The sequence below is a fragment of the Chryseobacterium lineare genome (assembly GCF_977014045.1).
The window spans coordinates 2,546,894-2,569,109 of record NZ_CDRNIQ010000001.1; the positions used below are offsets into that span (position 1 = coordinate 2,546,894).

Genomic DNA, 22,216 nt, shown 5'->3' on the forward strand with positions numbered 1-22,216 from the left:
AAAGATAGAATTTTTAAATTAATGTGTAAATGTAGTTTGATGTTTTAAGAAATTTTTATGATTCTAATTGGAAGCAAGGTTATTTTAAGGTCAGACTCGTGAAATTATTTAACCGTCAAAACATTTTCCGGTCATAAAGGCTCTACCGTCCTAAAACTATCAAACTCTAAAAAACCCTCAACACTCTCACTTCTCCGGCATCACTTTATATGTAGGATCTTCCTGAATATTGACTTCGATTACAGCTTCCGCGTTTTTCAGCATTTTACGGCAGTCTTCACTGAGGTGTTTTAAATGCAATACTTTATTTTGCTGAATATATTTCCTAGATAATTTGTCTAAAGCATCAATCGCGCTCATATCGACAATACGGCTTTCTTTAAAATCAATAACAACCCTGTCAGGATCATTTATCGGGTCAAATTTATCAATAAATGTCGTAACAGAACCGAAAAACAGCGGCCCGAAAATTTCGTAATATTTAATTCCGTTCTCGTCAATATGCTTTCTTGCGCGAATTCTTTTTGCATTATCCCAGGAAAAAACCAATGCTGAAATAATCACTCCTACCAATACTGCCAGAGCAAGATTGTGTAAAATGATGGTGATTAAAGCTACCGTAATTCCCACAAAAATATCTGATTTCGGCATTTTATTGATAATCCGTATAGAAACCCACTGAAATGTACTGATGGCTACCATCATCATGACACCAACCAAAGCCGCCATTGGAATTTTCTCAATAAATGGAGCGCCTACCAGAATGATTACTAAAATCGTAAGAGCGGCGATAATCCCTGAAAGTCTGGCTCGTGAACCGGCATTCAGATTCACCAAAGTCTGGGCTACCATGGCACAACCTCCCATTCCTCCGAAGAAGCCGTTGGTGATATTGGCAAGACCCTGAGCTACGGATTCTTTGTTGGCGTTTCCTTTTGTATTGGTAATTTCATCAACCATTGATAATGTTAAAAGTGATTCAATTAAACCGACTCCCGCCATAATTAAAGCATAAGGGAAGATAATCTGTAAGGTCTCCAACGAAAGAGGAATGCCCGGAATACGAAAAGTGGGTAAGCTCCCGCTGATGCTGGCAATATCTGAAACCGTTTTGGTATTGATATTAAATCCTAAAACCACTGCAAAAACAACTAAAATAGCCACTAAAGAAGCCGGAATTGCTTTTGTAATTTTCGGTAAAAAGTAAACGACAGCGATCGTTAAGGCCACCAATCCGGACATGATATATAAAGATGTACCCTGCAGCCAGCTTGTAGCTCCATTTGCATCTGTCATTTTGAACTGTTCTACCTGCGACATGAAAATAATGACTGCCAGGCCATTCAAAAAACCATACATCACAGGCTGAGGAATCAGTCTCACAAATTTTCCCCATCTGAAAATACCGACCAGCATCTGAAAAATACCTGCTAAAATTACTGTCGCAAAGAGATATTCTACACCGTGCGTTTTTATTAATGCAATGAGAACCACAATTGTGGCGCCGGCACCTCCGGAAACCATTCCGGGACGTCCTCCGAAAATGGCAGTCACCAACCCCATCATAAAAGCAGCATACAATCCCGTTAAAGGTGAAAGTCCGGCAAGAATAGCAAAAGAGAGCGATTCCGGGATCATGGTCATGGCAACCGTAAATCCGGCCAACAGTTCATTTTTATAATTTATTTTTTTCGAGAAATCGAATAAAGCAATGGTATTTTTCATTTCAGGGCAAAGGTAATCACTGGAACTCTTGTCTCCAATTTTAAATTTATTTACATACTTTATAGTTTGATCAGAAAGATTAATATTCAGTTTTAATCGATGTCATCTCAAAATTTAATGTATCTACCGGTTATAAAATATATCTATCATTCGTTTTACCTTAAAAAGTCAGCGATTATTCATTTTAGAAAATCTGTTTTATAGCTTTGCTGAATAAATTTAACGTTATGATTAAAGGTTTATACGAAACTCATGTTCAGGTAGGTGACCTTGAAAAAGGCATACAATTTTACACTGACGTTTTAGGATTAGAATTGGCGCACAGGGATGAAAACCGCCCGATTGCCTTTTTGTGGATCGGTAAAAACAAAGAATCTATGCTGGGCTTGTGGGAACAGAAAGAAAATCTGCAGACAAGACATTTTGCTTTTACGGCAGATAAGGAAGATATTCTGAATTATTCTGTTAAATTTCTGAAAGATAAAAATTTAACCCCTTATAACTTTCTGAAAAACGGAACTGAAAAACCGATGGTTTTTGCATGGATGCCGGCACTGGCGATTTATTTTAATGACCCCGACGGAAATCAGCTGGAATTTATTTCTGTTCTGGAAGGTGAAGGAAAACCGGAATGTGGTGTCCTTTCTTATGAAGAATGGCTGGAGAAAACAGTATAATATAATATGGGCGATCCGGGCTTTGCTTTGCAAAGCCCGGATCTATAATGATGATGATTAGTTTTTATTTTTGATGATGTAAAGTAAAATAGGAATTACGTAACCTTTTTGCGTTGTAATAATCTCTATCATACATTAAATTACATTGCTATATTGTTACACTGCTACATTGTTACATTTGTTCCAAGCACCAATGCAGAATCTTCGCAATATTCTTCGCATCATCTACTCCACGGTGATGAGTGCCTTCCAACGTAAGGTTCAATTCATCTAAAGCCCTTGCCATCCCTACACTTTTGTGGACGGTCGGATGCAATTCACCGAACAGGGTTTTGACGTTGATATGGTCATCGCTTAAAGGATAATCTACCTTAAATCGTTTCGCCTGATTCTGAAGCATATTCAGGTCATAGTTTCCGTAGCTTGCCCAAGTGAGGTTTTCAGCATCATATTCTGCCCTGAGAATATCCAAAGCATCTTCAAGCATAATCCCTTCATCATCCAGCATTTGCTGAGTAATGGAAGTCAGCTCCGTACAAAACGGACTTACTTTTGAAAATTGAGGCTTCACGAGAATTCCTTCGTTCTGTGAGATTTTCCCGGATTTCGCATCCATGATACAGACTCCGATTTCAATAATCTCACTTTCCTGACCCCTCGGCGGCCGGTCGTCCCAGCATGTCGCTTCAAGGTCTATTATTAATATATTTTCTGTTGTTTTCATTTGTTTAAAATGTTAAGGTTTGGAAGTCTGGTGATGGAAGCCGGAAGTTTTTGCAGTTCCGGCCTCGATCTCCATCTTCTGTTTATTTAATTTCTTGGCGCAAACGGCGGCGTCCATTTTTTCTTTTTCATAATTTCCTTTACTTCTTCGTAAGAAACAGGATAGAAATTATGACAATCGACTCCTACATCGAAACTAAGCTTCATTTCATCATCAGGTAAAGTACCGTGAGAGTGTCCGTAAAGTTGCCATATTCCGCGATGTGAGCCGTTCCAGGTTCTCATTGCGTAATGGAAAAGAATTATTTTTTGCTTACTGTTGCTGTTTTCAGGTTCATCAATCCTTAATTCGTGATAATCTCTTATGGATTCGAATCTTTTAGAATATGTTAAGGCCGCACCTTCATGATTTCCCTTTATCAGATGAATATTTCCGTTAAGGCGATCCAGAACTTCTTTTGTAAAATCCGGTTTACCTAAGCTTATGTCACCTAAATGGTAGACGACATCGTTTGTTCCGACTTTCTCGTTCCATCGTTTAATAAGTTCTTCATTCATCTGATCCAAAGACTCAAAAGGCCTTTCAGAGAATTTTATAATATTTTCGTGACCAAAATGATGGTCAGCGGTAAAAAATATATTAGGTTTCATTTTTTGTTTAATTTTAATTGTTTATTATTTTAAATCGAGTCAGAAGTCTTATTACGCTGTTAAAAACTTCCAGCTTCCTTCATCCTAGCTCCCTGCTTATTTTACACCATCATATCAGCACAATTGGAACTTGCGAAAGCAAAAGGTTTTGCTTTAAATACATATCCCATTCCCAAAATATATCCCATGGCGTCCTTTAATGCAACATTGGATTTGAAATCAGGATCGGTATTGATATCTGCATGCACCTCCATTTCCACACCGTAAGCATCCAGTACAGCACATATGGCATAAGCAATTTCTACGGATTTATTCACCTCATTCAGCATTCGTTCTTTGATACTGATATTCTGTATTTCTCTTTGTTTTCTGATAAAGGTAAACGCTCCTTTTCCTTCACGGATAAAGACAACTGCCGTCGCATAATTAATGGCTTCTCCGTAAACGTGAGAGTCTGAACCCACACATACTTTCAGTCGGTGACCATTAGCCTGTTCGCGGATGATGGCTTCTTCTACCAGCTGCGTAATTGGGCTTTGGAAAATCTTTCCCGTCATATTCTGCCATATTTGTTGTTGCGTTTCCATTTTTTTTACATGTTTTTGTTTTGTTTAAATTTTGTTAATTATTACGTGAATGGTGAATTGTCAATTCCACTTGCTTGTCAATTTAAATTCACCATTTTGTTGATTCATCAGGATTGTTCATTTCCTTGGTTATTTATTTTAGGTATTCACGAATGCTTCACATTTCGAACCTGAACAACAAGAGTCAAAGTCTTGTGTGCTGACCAATTACACTATGAATCAGTTTTATAAGCAATGAGTAACTAAAACGTGCAGAACCATCTACACAACTGTTCCTGTTATTTTTATTTTATCACTTGAAGAAAAGCAAGCCTGTCTTAATTTTTGTTTGATATAAGAACTTCTGCGCTTTGACAGACTTTTTTCCTTTCTTCGGAACTAATCTCATTTTAGTTATTTGAGATGGTTGTGGGACTCAAACCCACTCAGCTTACGCAACGGTTTTGCAGACCCCCCCGACTCTTCAACTTCGGCGAACCATCGTTTTGATGAGTAATCAGCAATGGGCAATTTTTCTCCTTACTGATCATTCATTTTTAAGTTTCATTTAAAATAAAGCCTGTCTTAATTTATTTGATATAAGAACTTCTGTGCTTTGACAGACTTTATTTATCTAAAATTTATATTATGTTTAAAACTTTAAATTTTTCTTCCATTACAGCATCAAATTGAGTTAAGAAAAGCCTGTCTATATGTCTGTGTTTTTTTTGACTTAAAGATCGTCTGCGCTTGACAGACTTTTCCTTTTCTCTTCTTTGAAACAATTAAAATCATCATTTTTGCGGTCTATGCGGGAATCGAACCCGCAGTGCCCGAGAGACAGTCGGGAAGGTTAGCCGTTACCTCAATAGACCTTTCATTTTTGAATAGTCAATTGTCAATTCGCTTTTGCTTGTCAATTTTTAAATTCACTTGTGAAACAAATTCACGATTGACCATTCACATTTTTGTAATCCCAGAAAGATTTGAACTTTCAGCCCCCGGTTTAAAAGACCGGTGCTCTAACCATTTGAGCTATGAGATTGTTGATGTTGTGAATAGTCAATTGTCAATTTGCTTTTGCTTGTCAATTTTTAAATTCACTTGTGAAACAAATTCACGATTGACCATTCACATTTTTGTAATCCCAGAAAGATTTGAACTTTCAGCCCCCGGTTTAAAAGACCGGTGCTCTAACCATTTGAGCTATGAGATTGTTGATGTTGTGAATAGTCAATTGTCAATTCGCTTTTGCTTGTCAATTTTTAAATTCACTTGTGAAACAAATTCACGATTGACCATTCACATTTTTGGTATCTCCGGGGATCGAACCCTGTTCTCCGGTGCCACAAACCGACGCTTTACCAATAAGCTAGAGAAACCATAAAGCATAAAAAAAACGCCTCTTTATGGGAGGCGCTTTATATTTTCAGACGTGTCAGTGTATTAGCTGACCCATTTATATAAGCACCTTTTATTTAAAAATCCATTATCTAGAGCATATGCACAAGCTGATCCCACCGGTTTTTGTCCGTGTAATTCTGAATGTTGATGAAATATGTTTCTAAATTGTTTCATTTTATTATTTTAAAAAGTTTTTGAAATACCGAAAACCTGTTGCTTTCAATTTTCGGTTGCAAAGTAAATATGATTTTTTTTAACTCACAAATTTATTTTTCATCCAAACATCTGAAAATCAACATGTTAAACGAAAGTTTTAATATAAGAAATACCTGTCCGCAATACTTTGCAGATACTTTTACTACCTAAATGACTGTCTCTCATCGGTTTACTTATCACTTCTTATTTTCTTATTAATTGTTCATTGTTGATTAAAAAATTTTCAATTTTATGGTTATTTTTTTTCATTCTAAATAATTTCTACTCTAAAAAACACAAAAAACGCCCCGTTTATCGAGGCGTTTCTGCAATATTTTGATTTAATTTTTACGAGATTATTGTAAATAATTTTCAAAGCAAGCACATTTCGCCTCATTCAATACCATCCATTCATATCCAAACGATCCCTTTACTACAGGGCAATCGCATAGATTTAAACTGATATGTGCTCTTTGTATTGTCATAATTTTGTTGCCGCAAAGATAATTCTTTTTCGTAATTTTTTTTCTGAAATTATTGGATTATCAATTTCTGAACATCTTATTCCTTCCCGTTTTATATCTCGAAATATCTTTCAGAATCACCTCATCATCGGGATTAAAATGTTTTAATTCGTTCACAATTTCTGAACGGGTGACCACTTTTTCAGCAATAATTTCATACGCAATATTTCTTGTGGGTGTCCGAAGTTCCGGAGCTTTTTTAAATTCGTGTTTGACAGCTTCCAGATAAATGATCTTTTTATCAGAAGGCGTCTGGTTGTAAATTTCCTGAATTTCCTGACCGAGATGTTTAACATCAGCAATATTGGCAAAATAGTTTTGCAAACAATTGAGCGGATCATGATTTTCTTCCCATCCTCTGAGAAGAACTTTCTGGGCTTCAGTTGGCATATTCATTTTATTCCGGTACACCAAAGAAGCTTTTACCATTTGATAACTCATTAGATAATCGTCAATAACCATTTGATAAAAAAGAAAAGCGTTCTCCGTATCATCAATTATTTTGTACAGATCGCCCACTTTTTCTTTCTGCTGAAGCTCTTTATAGAGGGTAATCGCTTTATCATATTGCTTAGCGAGTACATAGCAGTTTGCAGCATCCGCTTTATTGTACAGCTTTTTGAGATAAACGGCCGCCGCTTCGTTGTAAAATCCACCGTTCTCCAGTGTTTTGGCAGCCCTGTAATAGTCTTTAAGCAAATTCATATAAACGACCGCCGCTTTTTTGTATTCATTATTCTGAATATGCTTTTCGGCAATATCTTCATACATACTTTTCAAGCGATCGAATAACGATGAATCTAAAGGAACTCCGCCACCGCCATATTTTTTCTGCGCGGGTGGCAGAGGATCTTTCTCTTTACTTTGTAACAGAATAATCATAACCACAGCGATACAGGCAAAAAATATAAATTTAAACACACTCGCCAGGGCATCCTGCATAGCTTCCTGCGACCATTGCGCAATCATGGCAATAATCTTAAATGCCACAAGGACAAAAAATGCAACCAGAAATTTATCTAAAAACTTTGTTTTCTTCATTTCTTCCCTGATTTTAGAATGTCCATATCTTCACTGAATAACCTGTACAGAAGCACAATAACGCCGATGATCAGCAGCCATACCAGCCAGTTGTAGCCGAAAATTTGGATCAACGGATAGAAAATATACAGCAACGCGGCCGCCAGTAAAACAATGAGAATCATTTTGATTCCTTCTGAAACATATTCACCGCCCATATATAATGGTTTTTTCCTTACAAAATAAGAATACCCGGCCACCAACCCGATCATCGCCAGAATCATCAAGGTAATTTCTGAAACGGAAGTTTCCTTTCTTTTAACATCATCTACATTTATATAAGGAGTTTTTGCCCCGGAATCTTTATGGAAAACAACCATGGGATCTGTTGTACGCGAGGTTCCGTAAATTCTGGATAAAGAATCATAAATCGTCCTTTTTCTCATTTCCACAATATCATCAGCAAGAAGTTTCTGAGAGACTTTTGACATGGTATTTCCAGGATCTTTCCTTATCGAATCGAGGATCTTCGTGTGATAACCTTCTGTTTTAAGTCTCACCAGGTCTTCTGTTTTTTTAAGATAAACATTCTTTAGGGAATCTCTGGATTTTTTCTCTTTTAGTCTGTACTCTTCAATTTTCCACAGAATCACGTCTCCGTTACCATTAACCTGTTCATATTCCTGTATCAGCTGCCTTCTTTCTTTTCCGTACAAAGAATCGATAACCATGTCAATTTTGGTGACTCCGGATTCAAAAGCAAGCTTGTTTTCTGGTGCCGCCTCAACAGTATGATCATTGTAAAGATCTGTTGAAACGTGAGAGACTGCAAGTTCCTCAGGATTGTTTTTCTTTGAGTCTATGACAAAAATGATAATGACGACAAGAATTATAAATCCTAATAACACTTTCCACGAATCTTTCGATTTTTTAGATGAATTTTGAGGCTGTTTATCATCATTACTCAAATTACCACCCATCCCGAACATTCCGAAATCAAAATTAAAATCTCCCCAACCACCTCTCAATGTACTGTGAATATCCAGCGGAACGCCAAAATAAACTGCCCGTTCAGGATATTTAGTAATATAAGCAATGTACTTTTCTATTTCTTCCAGATTTCCTTCCATTACCTTTTTCAGATCAAAAGGAAGATTTTTCATCCATTCTTCATCTGTTTGAGGATTCATCAGCTGTTCCAGCAGATCGTCATCATTCATGTTTACCTGAAAGCTCCGGATCTTCTGTGGAATATTTATTCCGTTCAGCGGCTTTCTGATGCTTGATTCTGTTCTTGAGGAATCCTGCAAAACGGTTATCCAGTCAATCTCTTCCGTCAATCTTACAAGGCCAAAGTCCGGATGCATAATGATATATTGGGCGTCCTGATATTTCCAGTCTTCAGCAATAAGTTTTGGATAGAAATCTGTATTTTCAGGAATAAACAACCGCTGGCTGAAACATTGAAAGTATCTATGCTGCCCGATATCAGCGGGAGCAGTATGAGTAAAGACCAAAAGACATCCGTACAAAACATTCGGTTCCTGCGAAGGGATTGCAAACGATTGTACTGTTTTAAGATCAATACCCAGCGATTCCATTTCCTGCAGCCATACCCAAGGTGAGGAGCTTCTGATCAGAACGCCTGTCTTGGGATAATTATTTTTCGGAAAAGGCTTAATCTTCAGTTCCATATTCCAGTATTTGATCGATAAATCTTTTCAGGTAATCTTCATACATTTCCTGTATTTCTTTTACTTTAAGCAATGTATGCTGTGGCAGATAATATTCTGCACCTCCGAATTCACTATCAGAAGCAATAGCTGCCTCACGGTATTCCATTGTGGGAATATAAAATACAGGGATATTAGCATTAATACTCCGGAATGTGATGATGCCGCGTGAATCTGTTATAATCTCACTGCCTTCAGAAAATGTAAATTTATTTTTACTCTGGCTTGCCTTGATGATTACCGGTAATTCATTTTTCATGAGATAAAGAGTAGTCCCGAAAATTATTAGATCATTTTTTGAAATAACGAGGTTATGACCACTGTTAATTCCAATTAAAGTAAAATTACTTAGTATTTTAAATTTATTAAACTTCAGCTTATCCAGTTCAATCTTTACTTTTCCGACGTTTTTAGCAATTTCGGAATCATTGCGTACGATTTGCACGGAGACTTCTCCTTCGACATTAACTTCAAATATTTCACTTAAACGTTCTTCGTGCAGATAAAAATGTTTATTAAAGTAGACCAATTCGACGTTGACAGGAATATCAAATCCCGCGACATTCAGCTCGGAATACTCTTTTGTTTGAATGTTGAGTTTTGAGATCAAATTCTTAGCAGGCTGATACTGGCACAGGATAAATTGTTGCTGCTTATTTTTTGCCAGGGCAAATTGCCCCTGATCTTTAACGGAAATATTTTCATACAGGACCTCGCAACCCCGATGCGTCCAGTAGCTTTCATAATACCCTTTATTGTAGTAATTATCCGTAAGATGCGTCCTCAGCAATTGCTTTTTACTGCTCAAAATAAAGAATTCGCCCTCATAAAGAAAGGTAGCAATCTGCTGCTTGGGAACCGGAAAGAGTAGCGGATAATTCTTAGGCACATCTGTCTTAACTCCCTGTTCTGTAACATTATTGGATCTTTTTCTCTTTTTTGAAGGTGGATTGGCCCATAATTCCTTCAAGGGAAGCATTATTTTCTGAACATGTTTCCTGATTCCTTTCTGATGTTTAAAAAAATTCAGTTCGCCGTCCGCAGACGTCGTTACCAGAAACTTGAGCCGGTCGCGATTCTCATTAATAACTTTCTGAAGGTTCTGATTTTTTATATTATCTTCATGAGTAATGAAAAAGACTTCCAGATCCTTATCGGTATGTTCTTCATTAAAAAACTTTTCCAGCGCTTTTGAAACTTCCAGAACGGGACTCACGAAATTCAGATTATCAATGACGTCTTCCACTTTATTCAGTGATAATGGGACACTATGTTCTCCTAATGCATAAACTTTACATTCGGTGTGTGCTTTCGGGTGTTTAATTACTGCTATAGCAGAAGCAAAGGCCAATACTTTTGGAGTTCCCCAGTTTTTCAGGGAAGTATCGATCAGAATGATCCTCTCAAAGATATTTTCTTCCGGTGGAATTTCCCTCTGGATATACAATGCTTCATTGTTGGCAACGCGGTTCATAAAGATTTCATCATCATGGGCAAATTCCGACAACAGCATTCTGTGAAGTTCACCTTTATTGGTCATATCAGAAATCCCACCGATCGGCTGATCTCCCGGTGAAAGGTGACGCATCGGGATTTTCAGTCCGCTCCAGATCCTTTTGATGAGGCTTCCGACCTGGAAAGTTTTCGGCTCTTCGGTCAGTTCCTGAATGAATTCTACCCCGCTTTCGATGGTCGTTTCCTCTTCGAGAACCTCTTCCTTTACATCAGGAATATCAACTACGCCTTTCATGGCATTGATGATAGACTCTGTGGTGGGAAACTCGTTATACAGAAATGCTAATGTTTCAATATCGTTTCCAATAACAGATAAAGTCAGCTTTTCTTTAACAGCGCATTCAGCAATAGAATGAGGATTGCGTTCAAATCTCCGGATAACAGCTTCCGAATATTCTGCTGATATTCCGATATGCTTATATCTGAAAATTGTTTTTAAAAGAATAATTTTATTGGAGGATCTTTTTAAAGAATTACCGAGATGTATTAAATTCTCTAAAAAACTTCGTGCTTCATCAATATCATTTTCAAAATCTCTTCCCGGAAATGCATTTTTATATTTTCTGATATGATAAAATATCCCATCCAGATTTAAATATCCATCCTGCATTGCATACAATACCAGCAGCAATGAACCAAATGGCGGAAAACTCTGGTCTTTTAATTCTTTGAGAATACCAATGATATAAGCCCTGTACGCGATAGGTCCTACATTCGGAACCGAAATAAGATTGTTTTCATGGTATCCGGTATCATCGGGAACATCTTCATCGGTGGTCCACTCCCAGAAATAACTTTTATAAGACTGAAAATAATCTTTTACTTCCATGCTTTTGCTTTTTCAGTCAGACGAAATGAACTTACGGACAATTTCCGGAAGTCGCTTTTAAAAACAGGAAGAAAACTTCCATTTACGTTCCATAAAAGCCATTGATCGCAGTTCGCATTATATTTTCTTTGCAGTAAAGAACTCAGGTTTTTAAATTCAAAATCAAAGCCTGCAGGAATGAGATGATCATCCTTTGCCCAGTACGTTTTTCCCGGAAAGCTCAGTAATGGTGTTCCCAGAAACAGGGCTTTATCATCAATGATAATCCAATCCAGCTTTTCGAGCTTAAATTTGGGTAAAGCGATCAAGCTGTCTTTTATTTCATTAATTGAACTTAATAAGGCAACAGCAGGTTTCTCATCCTCACCGGATTTTAATTTTACCTCAACTTTTTCATCAATTCTGAAAAAATTGTTATTGGAAATCGGGAATGTAAGTCGTAAAGCTTTATCAATAGGCGTCCAAAGCAATGCTGATCTTATTTTTTTACTGGGAACCAAAGCATTTTTGCGAAACAATAATCCGTCCCGCAGTTCGTACAATATAAAGTTGGGTAACTGCTGGATTTCCGGTGAAACAGCCTGCTCAGCCGTAAAGCCTTTCAGCCAAATCATCTCATCATCCAAGGCAATCTGAATATTGCTCCAGGCACGGATTGAACCTAAATATTCTTCATCCAGGCGAGGGATTTCTGCCCAGAATTCTTTTATATGCTCTGAAGGATCTTTTGCCATAGACTTTCAATTTCCTGTTGAATATATTGTTTCTGTTCAGGGTTCCTCATCCAGTCGCAGCGGGTCTGAAGATATCTCAGTTTATCTTTGATCACATTCTGTTCTTCAAAGCTCAGTGTTCCGCTGTTCCACTTCTCTACGAGAATCTGTATGTCTTTCATGACCTCTTCGGGATCAGGGGTTTTATTCTGAAATGCCTGTGGATGGGCTTTCGGATGTTCGTCTTTCTCGATAGTCCTGTTGATAATGCCTTCCAGGATTTCGATCTGTTCTTCGGTATCCCAGATGTGTTTCAGCACCCAAAGGTCAGAGACTACAGCCTCATTTCTTCCACAGATCAGAGCGCTTGCAGCGATAAGATTCTGCATTTTTACAGCTCTACGATCAGATATTGCAATTCCTGTATTCCGGAGGCTGATGATCGTGTTGAGGTACACTTCATAAATCGGCTTCAGATCTACCGCTTTACAAAGATTTTGTAACTCTCTGATCTCATGCGAAAGGATTTCCGGCATTTCAGTTTCGGTATTGTTTTCGAGTTTTCTTCCTGCCAGAAGTACCTGATGAAGAAGCTCCGGGTTTACATAATCGACATTGATCCTGATGAGAAAACGGTCGAACAGCGCGTTCAGTGCTTCGTCTTCGGGAAGGACATTGCTGGCACCAACGAACATAAGCGCCGGAAGATGCCTTGTTTCTTTTCCTCTTTTAAAGATCTTTTCATTTAAAGCCATTAGCAGAGAGTTCAGGATGGCAGAATTCGCATTGAAAATTTCGTCCAGAAAAACCAGAGAAGCTTCAGGCATCATCCCTTCGGTATTCGTCAGCAATTCACCTTCTTTTAATCTTCTGATATCAAAAGGTCCGAAAATCTCGTTCGGTTCGGTGAAGCGGGTCAAAAGATATTCGAAGTTCTTTCCATCTTTGACGGTTTTGGCCAATGTTCTTACGATTGCAGACTTAGCTGTTCCGGGAGGGCCATATAGAAAGGCATTTTCCTTTGCAAGCAGACAGATTCCCAGCAAATCGATGACGTCATCTTTTCCTACGAAAGTATCTTTAACGTATGTGAGAACTCTGTTTAATTTTTCTATATTCTGAGCCATTTGTTGTATGATATATTTGTAAGGCAAGGTTCATTTTTAATATGCAGCCTTAAGTTATTAAAGATTTACTTGTTCATATTTTTTAATTCTTTCCAGAAAACCTCTTTGTACATTCCAAATTCAGCAATCAGCCATCGGTTGATGAATGGAAGTTCGGCTAATGAATAGGCTTTCTTTTCCACGATTCTTTCAAAGTATAATTTCCGGTAGGTCATGTCTCTGAGTTCTTTTTCCCAGTTGATGTTTTCCAGTTCCAGATTAAATCCTACCGCTGAATAATGAAATTCTGTTAAAATATTTTCCAGTAATTTGATCAATTGATCTTCCGGATCTGCCTGCTGTAAAACCAGGATAATCTGCGGTAAAAACCTTAATGACATATCTGCGGATAAAATGGCTGAAATATCTCTCTTCCCTTTAAAAGCAGGAACTAATATATCTAAATTTTTCGCCGTATCCTGCCTTACCAGGTGTAATTGTGCGCTGTGATACAGAACTTTTGCCGCCCAGACCGCAGCTTCTTTATCATAGCTGATGGTATCGAATAAAAATTCCAGCCGTTCTTTTTCAAACTCTGTTTCCAGATATTCGGCGGCATCGTTTTCTTCTTTCCGGGAAATTTCCTGAAGATCTGTGAAAATAGTGATGCATTCTTCTTGTCGAAGCAGAAATATGGTGTCTAAAAACGGCGATTGGGCTTTCATGATATAACAAAAATAGAATTATTTCTTTGAGAATAAAACTTTTCAGTGTTGGTATTTGTTAATTTAATAATGAATCTGTTAAATCAATTAACATGAGTCTGTATAAGTAATATGCTTCAATAGCGTCGGGCTTTAGCCCGACTTTTCAAATAACGAACAAAATAAAGGCTTCAGCCGAAACTTATAATAGGTTTCGGCTGAAGCCTTTATGGTTTTTGATCATTATAAATGGGCTAAAGCCCATTCCTATTGATGTTACAAAACTTCTCTTACTTCCAAATTGAGATTAACTGATTTTCTAATACAAAAAGAGCTTTACTTAATCCGTAAAGCCCTTTTATATTGGTATTTTTTATGTAATGATACTGTCTTACAAACTTTTCAAAGCAGACTCCAGTGCCAGTTGCATCATCGGTTTTAATGCTCTTTCTCTTTCGTCGGCAGAAATCTTTTCGTGGGTCGGGATGATATCTGTCACGGTAAGAACTGTCGCTGCATTTTTGCCTAAATGTTTCGCATTGGCAAACAATCCAAAGGCTTCCATTTCTACCGCCGGGCAGTTGTATTTTGTTGCGATAGTGGGTACCGCAGGATCCTTTCTGTAAAAAATATCGCTGCTGTGAACATTGATGGATTTTGTCTTTAACGAAAGTTCTTCTGCTGTTCTGTTGATGGTGTCATAGATATTTCCCTGATGCGGAAGTATTTCGTCTTCTATTTCCCAGGCATATTTGGCATAAGTACTTTCACTGGCTGCATTTTCAACATTTAAAATATCAAAAAGCTGAAGATCTGTACTGTAAGCGCCGCAGGTTCCGATTCTGATGATCGTGTCTACCTCATATTCTGTGAACAATTCAAAAGAATAAATCCCGATGCTCGGAAAGCCCATCCCACTGGCGCCAACGGTGATTTCTTTTCCTTTATATAACCCTGTATAATAAAAAATACCTCTCGTTTTGCTTACCAGTTCGGCATTTTCAAGATATTTTTCGGCGATAAACTGTGCACGAAGCGGGTCTCCCGGCTGCAATACTACTTTCGCAATTTCTCCTTTACCGGCACTAATGTGAATACTCATAATCTTATTTTCAGTGTGGCAAAGATAACAAGAAAATATTTTTCGGAAGGAATCAGGATTTCTTTATCAGGAATCGTCTTTGTTGTGAAGATGACTCCCGCAGATTGAGTGGATTGAGCAGATTTTTTTTCAGATCTGCATAATTACCATAATCTGCGGGAGAATATTTTTCAGTGGTTTCGTATTAGCTTTTCTCGGAATCGGTGATTCTGTGAAAATGCTCCCGCAGATCGAGCGGATTGGGCAGATTTTTTCATCCAGATCTGTGTAATTACTATGATCTGCGGGAGCTCATTTTTCAGGTAAATTAAAAGACTTAATTTAAATAAAGAAAGTTTATTGGTTAAGCCAATGAAGCCTTACTGCTCCACTTTCCTTTTCTTATAATGGGTAAGATAGATGCCTTTCTCCGAGTTTTTTGAAAAATTGGTTCCGAATTCCCAGAACAAACGGGCATTTTCCCTGGCTTTTTCGTTGGTGAAGTTTTCATATTCGATTCTGTAAATAGAACTGAACAAGCGGGAACGCCCAACCCCATGATGACAGTGGATAAGAACAGGATAATTTTCCGGATCATCCATGATTTTCAAAAACTTCTGTACCGTGCTGTCCTGAGGAATCTGATCGGTAGGTAAGTTATAATAATGGAGACCTGCAATTTTATCCGCTGCAAATTCTTCGGCATTTACCTGCTTTTTTGTTTCCGGATTCAAAGCGGTCTGTACCAGGCCGTCACGTAAATCGACAATGGTTTTTATTTTGTGATCGCTTACGAAATCTGCCAGCTTTTCCGGAGGAACAGCACCCGAATTATAGACCTTGTTTTCTGAAATCGTAACGAGATTATAACGCACTTTTTTCTGATACAATACAAATGCAAGAACCAGCACAGCAATGATCACTAATGAAATTATCATTCTTTTGACAGTATTATTTTTAAAACTCAGATTCATAGACTCTTTGAAATACAATTCGATACTGCGAATCTACAATCTTTTTTTAAGAAGAGAACAAAATATCCGGTTGATGTATTATCTACGCCTCTATACATTCCTGAGAATTTATTTACGGAGTTGCGCCCCGGTCATGCTGTAACTTGCTTTAATTTTTTTCTTTTAAAAATTTTCTTACTTTTGTTTCTATTAAAACACACGATTTTATTTTATTCAACATATTAATTTTAAAATCAAAAATGATGGGATTAACAAATTTAAATTCTACCCACCTGAGCAGTACAAAGATCACTGCAGCGCAAGATGCCATCGCATTACTGGAAAGTGCACTTGCTGAAATCACAATCAATCTTTCGGCCGCTGACCGTAAAAAATATGGTAGCATCAATGAGCAAAACAAACTGTTTGTCAACAAGGTTCACGACTATCACCAAAGTCAGCCCAACCTCAGTTCTCCCGAAGTCGACTGGAATGAATTCTACAAAGACCACAGTTCACGCAATGCCATGGAAGCGATGATCAGCAGGCTTGAAAGCATCATTACCCGGCTGAATAACGCCAAAACGCTGCATGATTTCGATAATTATCAGTCGGCATTAGATGATTATTCTTACACGGCGTATAAGGCCGGAACTTCTGCAGTGGGATTTGAAGACAAGTTTAGAGATCTGAAACAGTTCTTCGTCAAACCTACTCCACCCGAATCCTCATCTAAAGAAAATAAAGAGGAAAAATAATACTGAAGCCCCTTCGACCAAAACGGAGGGGTATTTTTATGTCCTCAACAACGCTTTACCTCTCACGACACGTTTTGAATGGTCGGAAGACATTGTTTATGGGGCGCGATACGTCCGTGAAGGGTCCGGTGACGTCTTTCAGGGCTCCGGCGGGGTCTTTTACAGGTCCGGCGCCGTTCTTTACCTGTCGCGAGACGTCTTTCATGGGTCCAGAGACGTTGTGTAACGTGTCTGGAGGCGTCCAAGACCCCGTCGGAGACGTCCATAACCTCGCCGGATAGGTAATGAACGTGTCGAAAGGGGTCATACAACGTGTCGGAACCCTTACAGAACGTGTCTGGACCGGTCCGGAACGTGTCGGAAGAGGTTGGAAACGGCAAATTTGTAGTTTTGAAGGACATGAATGGGACGCTCACGCCAACGGAGCTATTCAAAAATATAAATGATCTCTTTATTTTAGATGAAATAAAAAATCTATATTCTGAGAATGTTTATATCTAGATCCTGATTTAGATTTTGGCTAAAGCCAAACCGAGTTTGGTATTATAAAAACGGGCTAAAGCCCGTCCCTATTGATTTTGATTACAATAAAAAGTGCCTGCATTGCTGCAGACACCTCAAACTCAAACTTCTTCTTACACATTGATCATTATATTAACATAATCATCTTTAATTTAGTATGTCTTATCATCGATTTCAGAAATTATTTTTATTAAAATTCGAACTCACCGATTAGAATCCCGTCTTCATTTCTGTCATCTTCTTTTTGGTTCTGAAATACGACGATCTTTCTTTCCTGCCTACCGGTCGCATAATTGATATAAATTTCCGCCATAATGGCTGTCGGACCGGCAATTCCTACCTGCCGCTCGCCGAAGAAATTGGTCTGGATTTTATATTTACCTTTCAATGCTTTTCTCAGGAGAAACTGTTCGGGACCGAAGCCTCTTGTAAAATCGTCACTTAATCTCCCTCCGATTTCTGTTTCTTTATTTGAATAATAGCAGCGTTCATTGTTAGGATCCGTTACCCAGAGATCGATATCAGTATCGTCTTTATTCCAGTTGATCACGACGCGGATGTTTACCGGAAGATCGGCGATGATCTTAGGATTGATGTTTTGAAGATCCAATTTTGCTCCATGATTTGCGATAAGCTGATTGATTTCCATAATGATAATTTCTTCAATTCCGTTGTCACGATCTGCCAGCTCTTTCGTATAAGATTGGGTGAGCACTTTGTACAGATTATCAAGAGCGGCCTGGTAATTTCCGTTGTCTTCAAAAGCCAATGCAACATCCCTGTAGCTTTGGGGATCAAAAGGTCTCCATTCCAGCACCTTCTGAGCTGCAAAGAGTTCTTTGTCATATGCTTCTGCTTGCTTTAGCTTATAAGCTAATAATTTATAGAGTTCTTCGTTTTCAATGTCCAGATCTGCGATAGCACTCAATACTTTCAGCCCAAGCTTCTTATCATTATTTTTAAATAAAAGCTGTGCAACATCGAAGTAATACGGAGGAAGATCCTCATATTTTTTTCTGTTTTGAAGGTAGGTTTTGTAAATAGCTTTAGGATCATTTATTCCACTGAAGAGCTTCATGTACTCCGCTTTGGACTCTACTTCAATGGTTTTTATTTTGCCGGGATTGATGAGTGCAGAGCTGTTTGCATATTCATTTCTGTATCCGACCTGAAGCCCTGAAACTCTTCCCTGAAGTGCCTGAGGTGCATTTGATGCCACATAAGACATTTCTTTAAGGCTCATCTGCCGCTCTCTTCTCTGCTCGGAAACTGATGCCGCAGCTCGTTCATCTCTTTTTCTCATTCCCAAAGCCCCTGTTACTACAACTTCCTGAATATCTGTTTCCCTTGCCGTATCACTTGCCACCCGACCGGATTTCGGTTCAGGATACCGCTTTGGTTTTGGAACATATTCTTTTTTCCACCATGCTTTCAGATTTTCAGTCATGATTTCGGCTTGTCCCATCAGATCTTTCAGCCTTGCATCTTTGGCAGCCCTGTTGTTTTTAACAATCGCATCAAACTGTGTTTTGAGTTCCAATGGCGGACTGATGTCATAACGGACATAGTCTTCAACATTTTCCAGCACCATTAAACTCATATTGCTGCTAACCAAACCAAACTGCCGGCTCAGATCTTTGATTTCATCTTTATTTTGTTTTGAAAAGATCTCCAGCTCGTTGAGTTTCTTCTGCGCCCAAAAAGTTGAAACCTCCCAGTCTTTGACAGTCTGACTCTGAGTATTCAGGTTAATAATTTTAGTCTCCGTAACTTCATCTCCATACCCGAATTTCACCTTAACCGATGTCTGATTTCCCTTTAAAATTCCGGCCAGAACAAAATCCTGTAAAATTGTCTCAGGGATCGAAGGATACACTTCTGAAACAGAAGAACTGTTTTCAATTCCCAAAAACTTCAGTGGCTGAAACAGTAATTTTCTGACTTCTTTTTTAGGATCATTTTCATTCAGATTCAAAAACTCGCCATTGGTTTTGTTACTGACGTATTTCAGCTGATTAAAATTTGACTGATGGGATGCCGAAATCGTGTACACCGGTTTATTCCAGTTCAGTTTCAGTTCCCCGAAGGAAGACAATCCGTCGGTAAAGAAGAGAATCTCATCTTCTTTTAGGGGTTTCAATTGTCCGAAATCTGTTCCTCCGTCGTAAGTGACCTGAGATATGAAGGATTTCAGTTCGTTCCAGTTGCCTTCCGTTATTTTAAATATTTTTCCTTCCTCAAAAGTATTGTTGACAAAATAAGTTTTTACGGTAACATTTTTATTAATCCTGAAATATTCTTCCAACAACATTAATTCTTTAGTGTGATCACGCTTTTTACCGCTTAAAGAATTATCCCAGACGATCGCTATTTGATTGGGAAGTTTTTTCATTCTCTCGTTTGGGGCAATATTGATGTTAGCCAGGAAATAAGAAGAATCATCGGAAGCCTCATTCATTATTATATTCTGATTGTTTTCATACTGAGGAAAATTGATCTTTAAATTATTCCCGGGCTTATATTTCGTTTTATGAAATTCGGCTGTCCATATATTTCCGTTTTTCACAAAATCGAATCCGCCATCAGGCTTTTCTTCCAATCGGGGCATCTCGGCATTACTATAAACACTTGTACGGATACTGAAATCAGGAATTTCAGAGGGGTAATCCAGCGGTAAAAAATACTGACAAGAATTCCCGATATTTTTCAGTTCGTAATGGTAAGTAATCTGCAGGGTTCTTTCTCCGCCGTTGGGAGCAATCGGATAGACTGTAGTCCGAAAGTTGTTTCCTTCCACTTTCTCAAGTACTCCGGGATCAATATTTCTTTTCTTGATGGTTTCGTAGACTTCCTTTGCTTTTTCTTTTTCCACCGGGACAGCATTTCTCAGTTTGCCATTGATATCCAGTGCATAGCCACTTGCATTTGTTCCTTCAGGAAGCGGAAATGTAACACGTCCTTCTCTGAGACGTCCTGAATTATTCTTCAAAACCATTGTGATCGTATTAGTAGAAATCCTTCCCACAATCTTCGTTTCGATATTCAATTTCTGAAGAACTACCTGATCGTTTTTCTTATACCCACCCTTTCCATCAGGAATTTCGATCGTCGGAATCTGCGCGAACCAGAAAAGAGGAAACAACAGGAGGAATTGTATATATAACCTTTTCATAAAATTTTGTTTTACATTGTTCTATTGATAGAGATGCGTAACAAAAGGAAAAGGTTGGAAGAGTTGTTTTTAGTATTGTTCTGACTTCGGTTAGTTTGTACTGTTCTTCTTATTTATACTTGTGAATTTATATATCTGTAGAGTAAAATATTTTTTAGAATAGATTATGGTTCACATTTTTTTAAAATTATTTCTTGCTTTTCAGTTTCTTGATCAAATTGGCAATCTGTAATCTCTCTTTTTTTTGTCTTATTATTATAGAAACCGTACCAATAAAAACTAATTTCATTAGTTTTTAAGATTTTTAAATAAACAATTGGTTTATTATTAAGATAATCTTTCCAAGGAAGTTTTATTCCAAAATCACCATTATCTTCAGGTACACTCTTTAATTTGTATGCAATCCCCTTTTCTGAGGCGTACCTTTTTATTTCCTCAATCTCTATATATATCTGATTAAATAAAACGACTAAAGAACCTTCTTTATCTTTAATTGTCAAACTTGCGATTCCATTTTTACAGTCATTTTTCCAAATGCCATCAGCAGAATATTTTTTTTCAAATTTTGGATATTTTGGCTGCTCAACTTTATCATTTGAGATACAATCTTTACTAGTTCCTTTTATCTTCTCTATTATTCCTAAATATGATTTAGCGACAAAATACTTTTTACTTTCATTAAAAGTGCTTGATATTTGAATTATACCTTTTTTCTGACAGGAAATACTAATAATTATTACACATACGATTAAAAAAAATATTTTTCTCATTCAAATTGATTTCTTTTTAAGAAAACTTTTTATTTAATTCTTAACAATCATTCATCATTTTTTTCAAGCTTTTTCCATGCAAAATCAATAAATCTTTTACTTCTAATATAATATTGTGTACCTTCTTTCTTTATATCAAAACTGCTATCTTCAAGATTATCAGTACAAATACCTGATTCTCCATTATGTATCAAATGTATAAATTCATTTTTTTTTGTTACTAAATAATCCCCTTCGCAATAAACTTCATTAGGATTATTAGCATTAATACTCAAAATAGCTTTGTTATTATCAATATTTATGAAATAGGTCATATCAATTTGAGTGTCACTTCCTATGCTTTCGACTTTTGTTTTAAAATAATAATCACCATTCCAGCTCTTAAAAATTTTATGAGGTTCATTATGGTCTACAGAATTGCAAATTTCTTTTTTAAGATGGACCGATTTCAGTTTTAAATTTTCAATCGCATAAAAAGATAAATCTTCGTTCACTTTATTATTTGAAATATTTTGCCAATATGTAATCCCTAACTTTTCATCAATATTTATAACCTTATAATGAAAATTTTCATTTTTTAAATAGATTTGATATTTTCCATTTATATACTTCATTTTGTCAATTTCATAATCAATTGGTTCAATTATTTCAAGATGAAGAATTTTATTTGTAAGTTTTACATGATTATAATTTTGCAGATTTGCGCAACTTAGCTTAAACTCATTATTCTGTTTTACAATCTCTGTGTATTCTTTGTCATGAATTAGTAGACTGTCATAAAACTTATTATTTTCAGATTTGAACTCTAATTTACCTTGCTTACAGGAAACAAGATAAAGTGACATAATTATTACTTTATAGTTCATAAAAATATA

Annotated in this window: 18 protein-coding genes and 5 tRNA genes; 3 read left to right on the top strand and 20 right to left on the bottom strand. The window is 37.2% G+C overall.

Annotated features, from left to right (window positions below):
* Positions 1 to 186: 186 nt before the first annotated feature.
* Complete coding sequence (locus ACWNCI_RS11205; RefSeq protein ID WP_449388373.1) at positions 187 to 1,725, bottom strand: SulP family inorganic anion transporter; 1,539 nt, start codon at positions 1,723 to 1,725, stop codon at positions 187 to 189.
* 227 nt (positions 1,726 to 1,952) lie between these two features.
* On the opposite strand from ACWNCI_RS11205, the gene ACWNCI_RS11210 reads away from it, so the two are divergent.
* Positions 1,953 to 2,402, top strand: coding sequence for a VOC family protein (locus ACWNCI_RS11210; RefSeq protein WP_449388374.1), 450 nt, complete (start codon positions 1,953 to 1,955; stop codon positions 2,400 to 2,402).
* Positions 2,403 to 2,574: 172 nt separating this feature from the next.
* Here the strand turns inward: ACWNCI_RS11210 and ACWNCI_RS11215 are convergent, their stop codons facing one another.
* The 16 genes from ACWNCI_RS11215 to ACWNCI_RS11290 form a co-directional block, all read right to left on the bottom strand.
* Complete coding sequence (locus ACWNCI_RS11215) at positions 2,575 to 3,126, bottom strand: exonuclease domain-containing protein (RefSeq protein ID WP_449388375.1); 552 nt, start codon at positions 3,124 to 3,126, stop codon at positions 2,575 to 2,577.
* An 86-nt stretch (positions 3,127 to 3,212) separates the two neighbouring features.
* Positions 3,213 to 3,776 carry a metallophosphoesterase gene (locus ACWNCI_RS11220; protein ID WP_449388376.1) on the bottom strand — a complete coding sequence of 188 codons (564 nt, stop codon included), beginning with the start codon at positions 3,774 to 3,776 and terminating at the stop codon, positions 3,213 to 3,215.
* A gap of 101 nt (positions 3,777 to 3,877) precedes the next feature.
* Positions 3,878 to 4,363, bottom strand: a complete 486-nt coding sequence (locus ACWNCI_RS11225) for a ribonuclease H-like YkuK family protein (RefSeq protein ID WP_346984223.1) — start codon at positions 4,361 to 4,363, stop codon at positions 3,878 to 3,880.
* A 400-nt stretch (positions 4,364 to 4,763) separates the two neighbouring features.
* A tRNA-Cys gene (locus tag ACWNCI_RS11230) sits at positions 4,764 to 4,845 on the bottom strand.
* Between the two features lie 300 nt (positions 4,846 to 5,145).
* Positions 5,146 to 5,217 (bottom strand) — tRNA-Asp (locus tag ACWNCI_RS11235).
* 96 nt (positions 5,218 to 5,313) lie between these two features.
* A tRNA-Lys gene (locus ACWNCI_RS11240) sits at positions 5,314 to 5,387 on the bottom strand.
* Positions 5,388 to 5,484: 97 nt separating this feature from the next.
* A tRNA-Lys gene (locus tag ACWNCI_RS11245) sits at positions 5,485 to 5,558 on the bottom strand.
* Positions 5,559 to 5,653: 95 nt separating this feature from the next.
* Positions 5,654 to 5,725: transfer RNA gene (locus ACWNCI_RS11250), tRNA-His, on the bottom strand.
* A gap of 761 nt (positions 5,726 to 6,486) precedes the next feature.
* A complete protein-coding gene (locus ACWNCI_RS11255; protein ID WP_449388377.1) occupies positions 6,487 to 7,506 on the bottom strand; it encodes a hypothetical protein in 1,020 nt (339 codons plus the stop codon).
* Positions 7,503 to 9,179 (bottom strand): APC family permease, encoded by a 1,677-nt coding sequence (locus ACWNCI_RS11260; protein WP_449388378.1) that lies wholly within the window; start codon positions 9,177 to 9,179, stop codon positions 7,503 to 7,505. The genes ACWNCI_RS11255 and ACWNCI_RS11260 overlap by 4 nt, the downstream gene beginning before the upstream one ends.
* Positions 9,163 to 11,562 (bottom strand): hypothetical protein, encoded by a 2,400-nt coding sequence (locus ACWNCI_RS11265; RefSeq protein ID WP_449388379.1) that lies wholly within the window; start codon positions 11,560 to 11,562, stop codon positions 9,163 to 9,165. Before ACWNCI_RS11265 ends, ACWNCI_RS11260 begins: the two co-directional genes overlap by 17 nt.
* The gene (locus tag ACWNCI_RS11270; RefSeq protein ID WP_449388380.1) at positions 11,553 to 12,296 is read right to left on the bottom strand and encodes a hypothetical protein; all 744 of its coding nucleotides are present in this window, start codon (positions 12,294 to 12,296) and stop codon (positions 11,553 to 11,555) included. The genes ACWNCI_RS11265 and ACWNCI_RS11270 overlap by 10 nt, the downstream gene beginning before the upstream one ends.
* Positions 12,269 to 13,402: an AAA family ATPase gene (locus ACWNCI_RS11275; RefSeq protein WP_449388381.1), complete on the bottom strand. Its 1,134-nt coding sequence runs from the start codon at positions 13,400 to 13,402 to the stop codon at positions 12,269 to 12,271. The genes ACWNCI_RS11270 and ACWNCI_RS11275 overlap by 28 nt, the downstream gene beginning before the upstream one ends.
* 65 nt (positions 13,403 to 13,467) lie before the next feature.
* Positions 13,468 to 14,106, bottom strand: coding sequence for a hypothetical protein (locus tag ACWNCI_RS11280; protein ID WP_449388382.1), 639 nt, complete (start codon positions 14,104 to 14,106; stop codon positions 13,468 to 13,470).
* A 370-nt stretch (positions 14,107 to 14,476) separates the two neighbouring features.
* On the bottom strand, positions 14,477 to 15,187 hold the full coding sequence (deoD, locus tag ACWNCI_RS11285; protein WP_449388383.1) for a purine-nucleoside phosphorylase: 711 nt from the start codon (positions 15,185 to 15,187) through the stop codon (positions 14,477 to 14,479).
* A 359-nt stretch (positions 15,188 to 15,546) separates the two neighbouring features.
* The gene (locus ACWNCI_RS11290) at positions 15,547 to 16,104 is read right to left on the bottom strand and encodes a dual specificity protein phosphatase family protein (RefSeq protein WP_346984214.1); all 558 of its coding nucleotides are present in this window, start codon (positions 16,102 to 16,104) and stop codon (positions 15,547 to 15,549) included.
* A 275-nt stretch (positions 16,105 to 16,379) separates the two neighbouring features.
* On the opposite strand from ACWNCI_RS11290, the gene ACWNCI_RS11295 reads away from it, so the two are divergent.
* Both ACWNCI_RS11295 and ACWNCI_RS11300 read left to right on the top strand, forming a co-directional pair.
* Positions 16,380 to 16,877 (top strand): hypothetical protein, encoded by a 498-nt coding sequence (locus ACWNCI_RS11295; protein WP_449388384.1) that lies wholly within the window; start codon positions 16,380 to 16,382, stop codon positions 16,875 to 16,877.
* Positions 16,878 to 17,161: 284 nt separating this feature from the next.
* The gene (locus tag ACWNCI_RS11300) at positions 17,162 to 17,323 is read left to right on the top strand and encodes a hypothetical protein (protein ID WP_449388385.1); all 162 of its coding nucleotides are present in this window, start codon (positions 17,162 to 17,164) and stop codon (positions 17,321 to 17,323) included.
* A gap of 266 nt (positions 17,324 to 17,589) precedes the next feature.
* Here the strand turns inward: ACWNCI_RS11300 and ACWNCI_RS11305 are convergent, their stop codons facing one another.
* From ACWNCI_RS11305 to ACWNCI_RS11315, 3 genes are all read right to left on the bottom strand, one after another.
* On the bottom strand, positions 17,590 to 20,571 hold the full coding sequence (locus ACWNCI_RS11305; protein ID WP_449388386.1) for a VIT domain-containing protein: 2,982 nt from the start codon (positions 20,569 to 20,571) through the stop codon (positions 17,590 to 17,592).
* Positions 20,572 to 20,735: 164 nt separating this feature from the next.
* On the bottom strand, positions 20,736 to 21,341 hold the full coding sequence (locus ACWNCI_RS11310) for a hypothetical protein (RefSeq protein WP_449388387.1): 606 nt from the start codon (positions 21,339 to 21,341) through the stop codon (positions 20,736 to 20,738).
* Positions 21,342 to 21,388: 47 nt separating this feature from the next.
* On the bottom strand, positions 21,389 to 22,207 hold the full coding sequence (locus tag ACWNCI_RS11315; protein ID WP_449388388.1) for a hypothetical protein: 819 nt from the start codon (positions 22,205 to 22,207) through the stop codon (positions 21,389 to 21,391).
* Between the last annotated feature and the right edge of the window lie 9 nt (positions 22,208 to 22,216).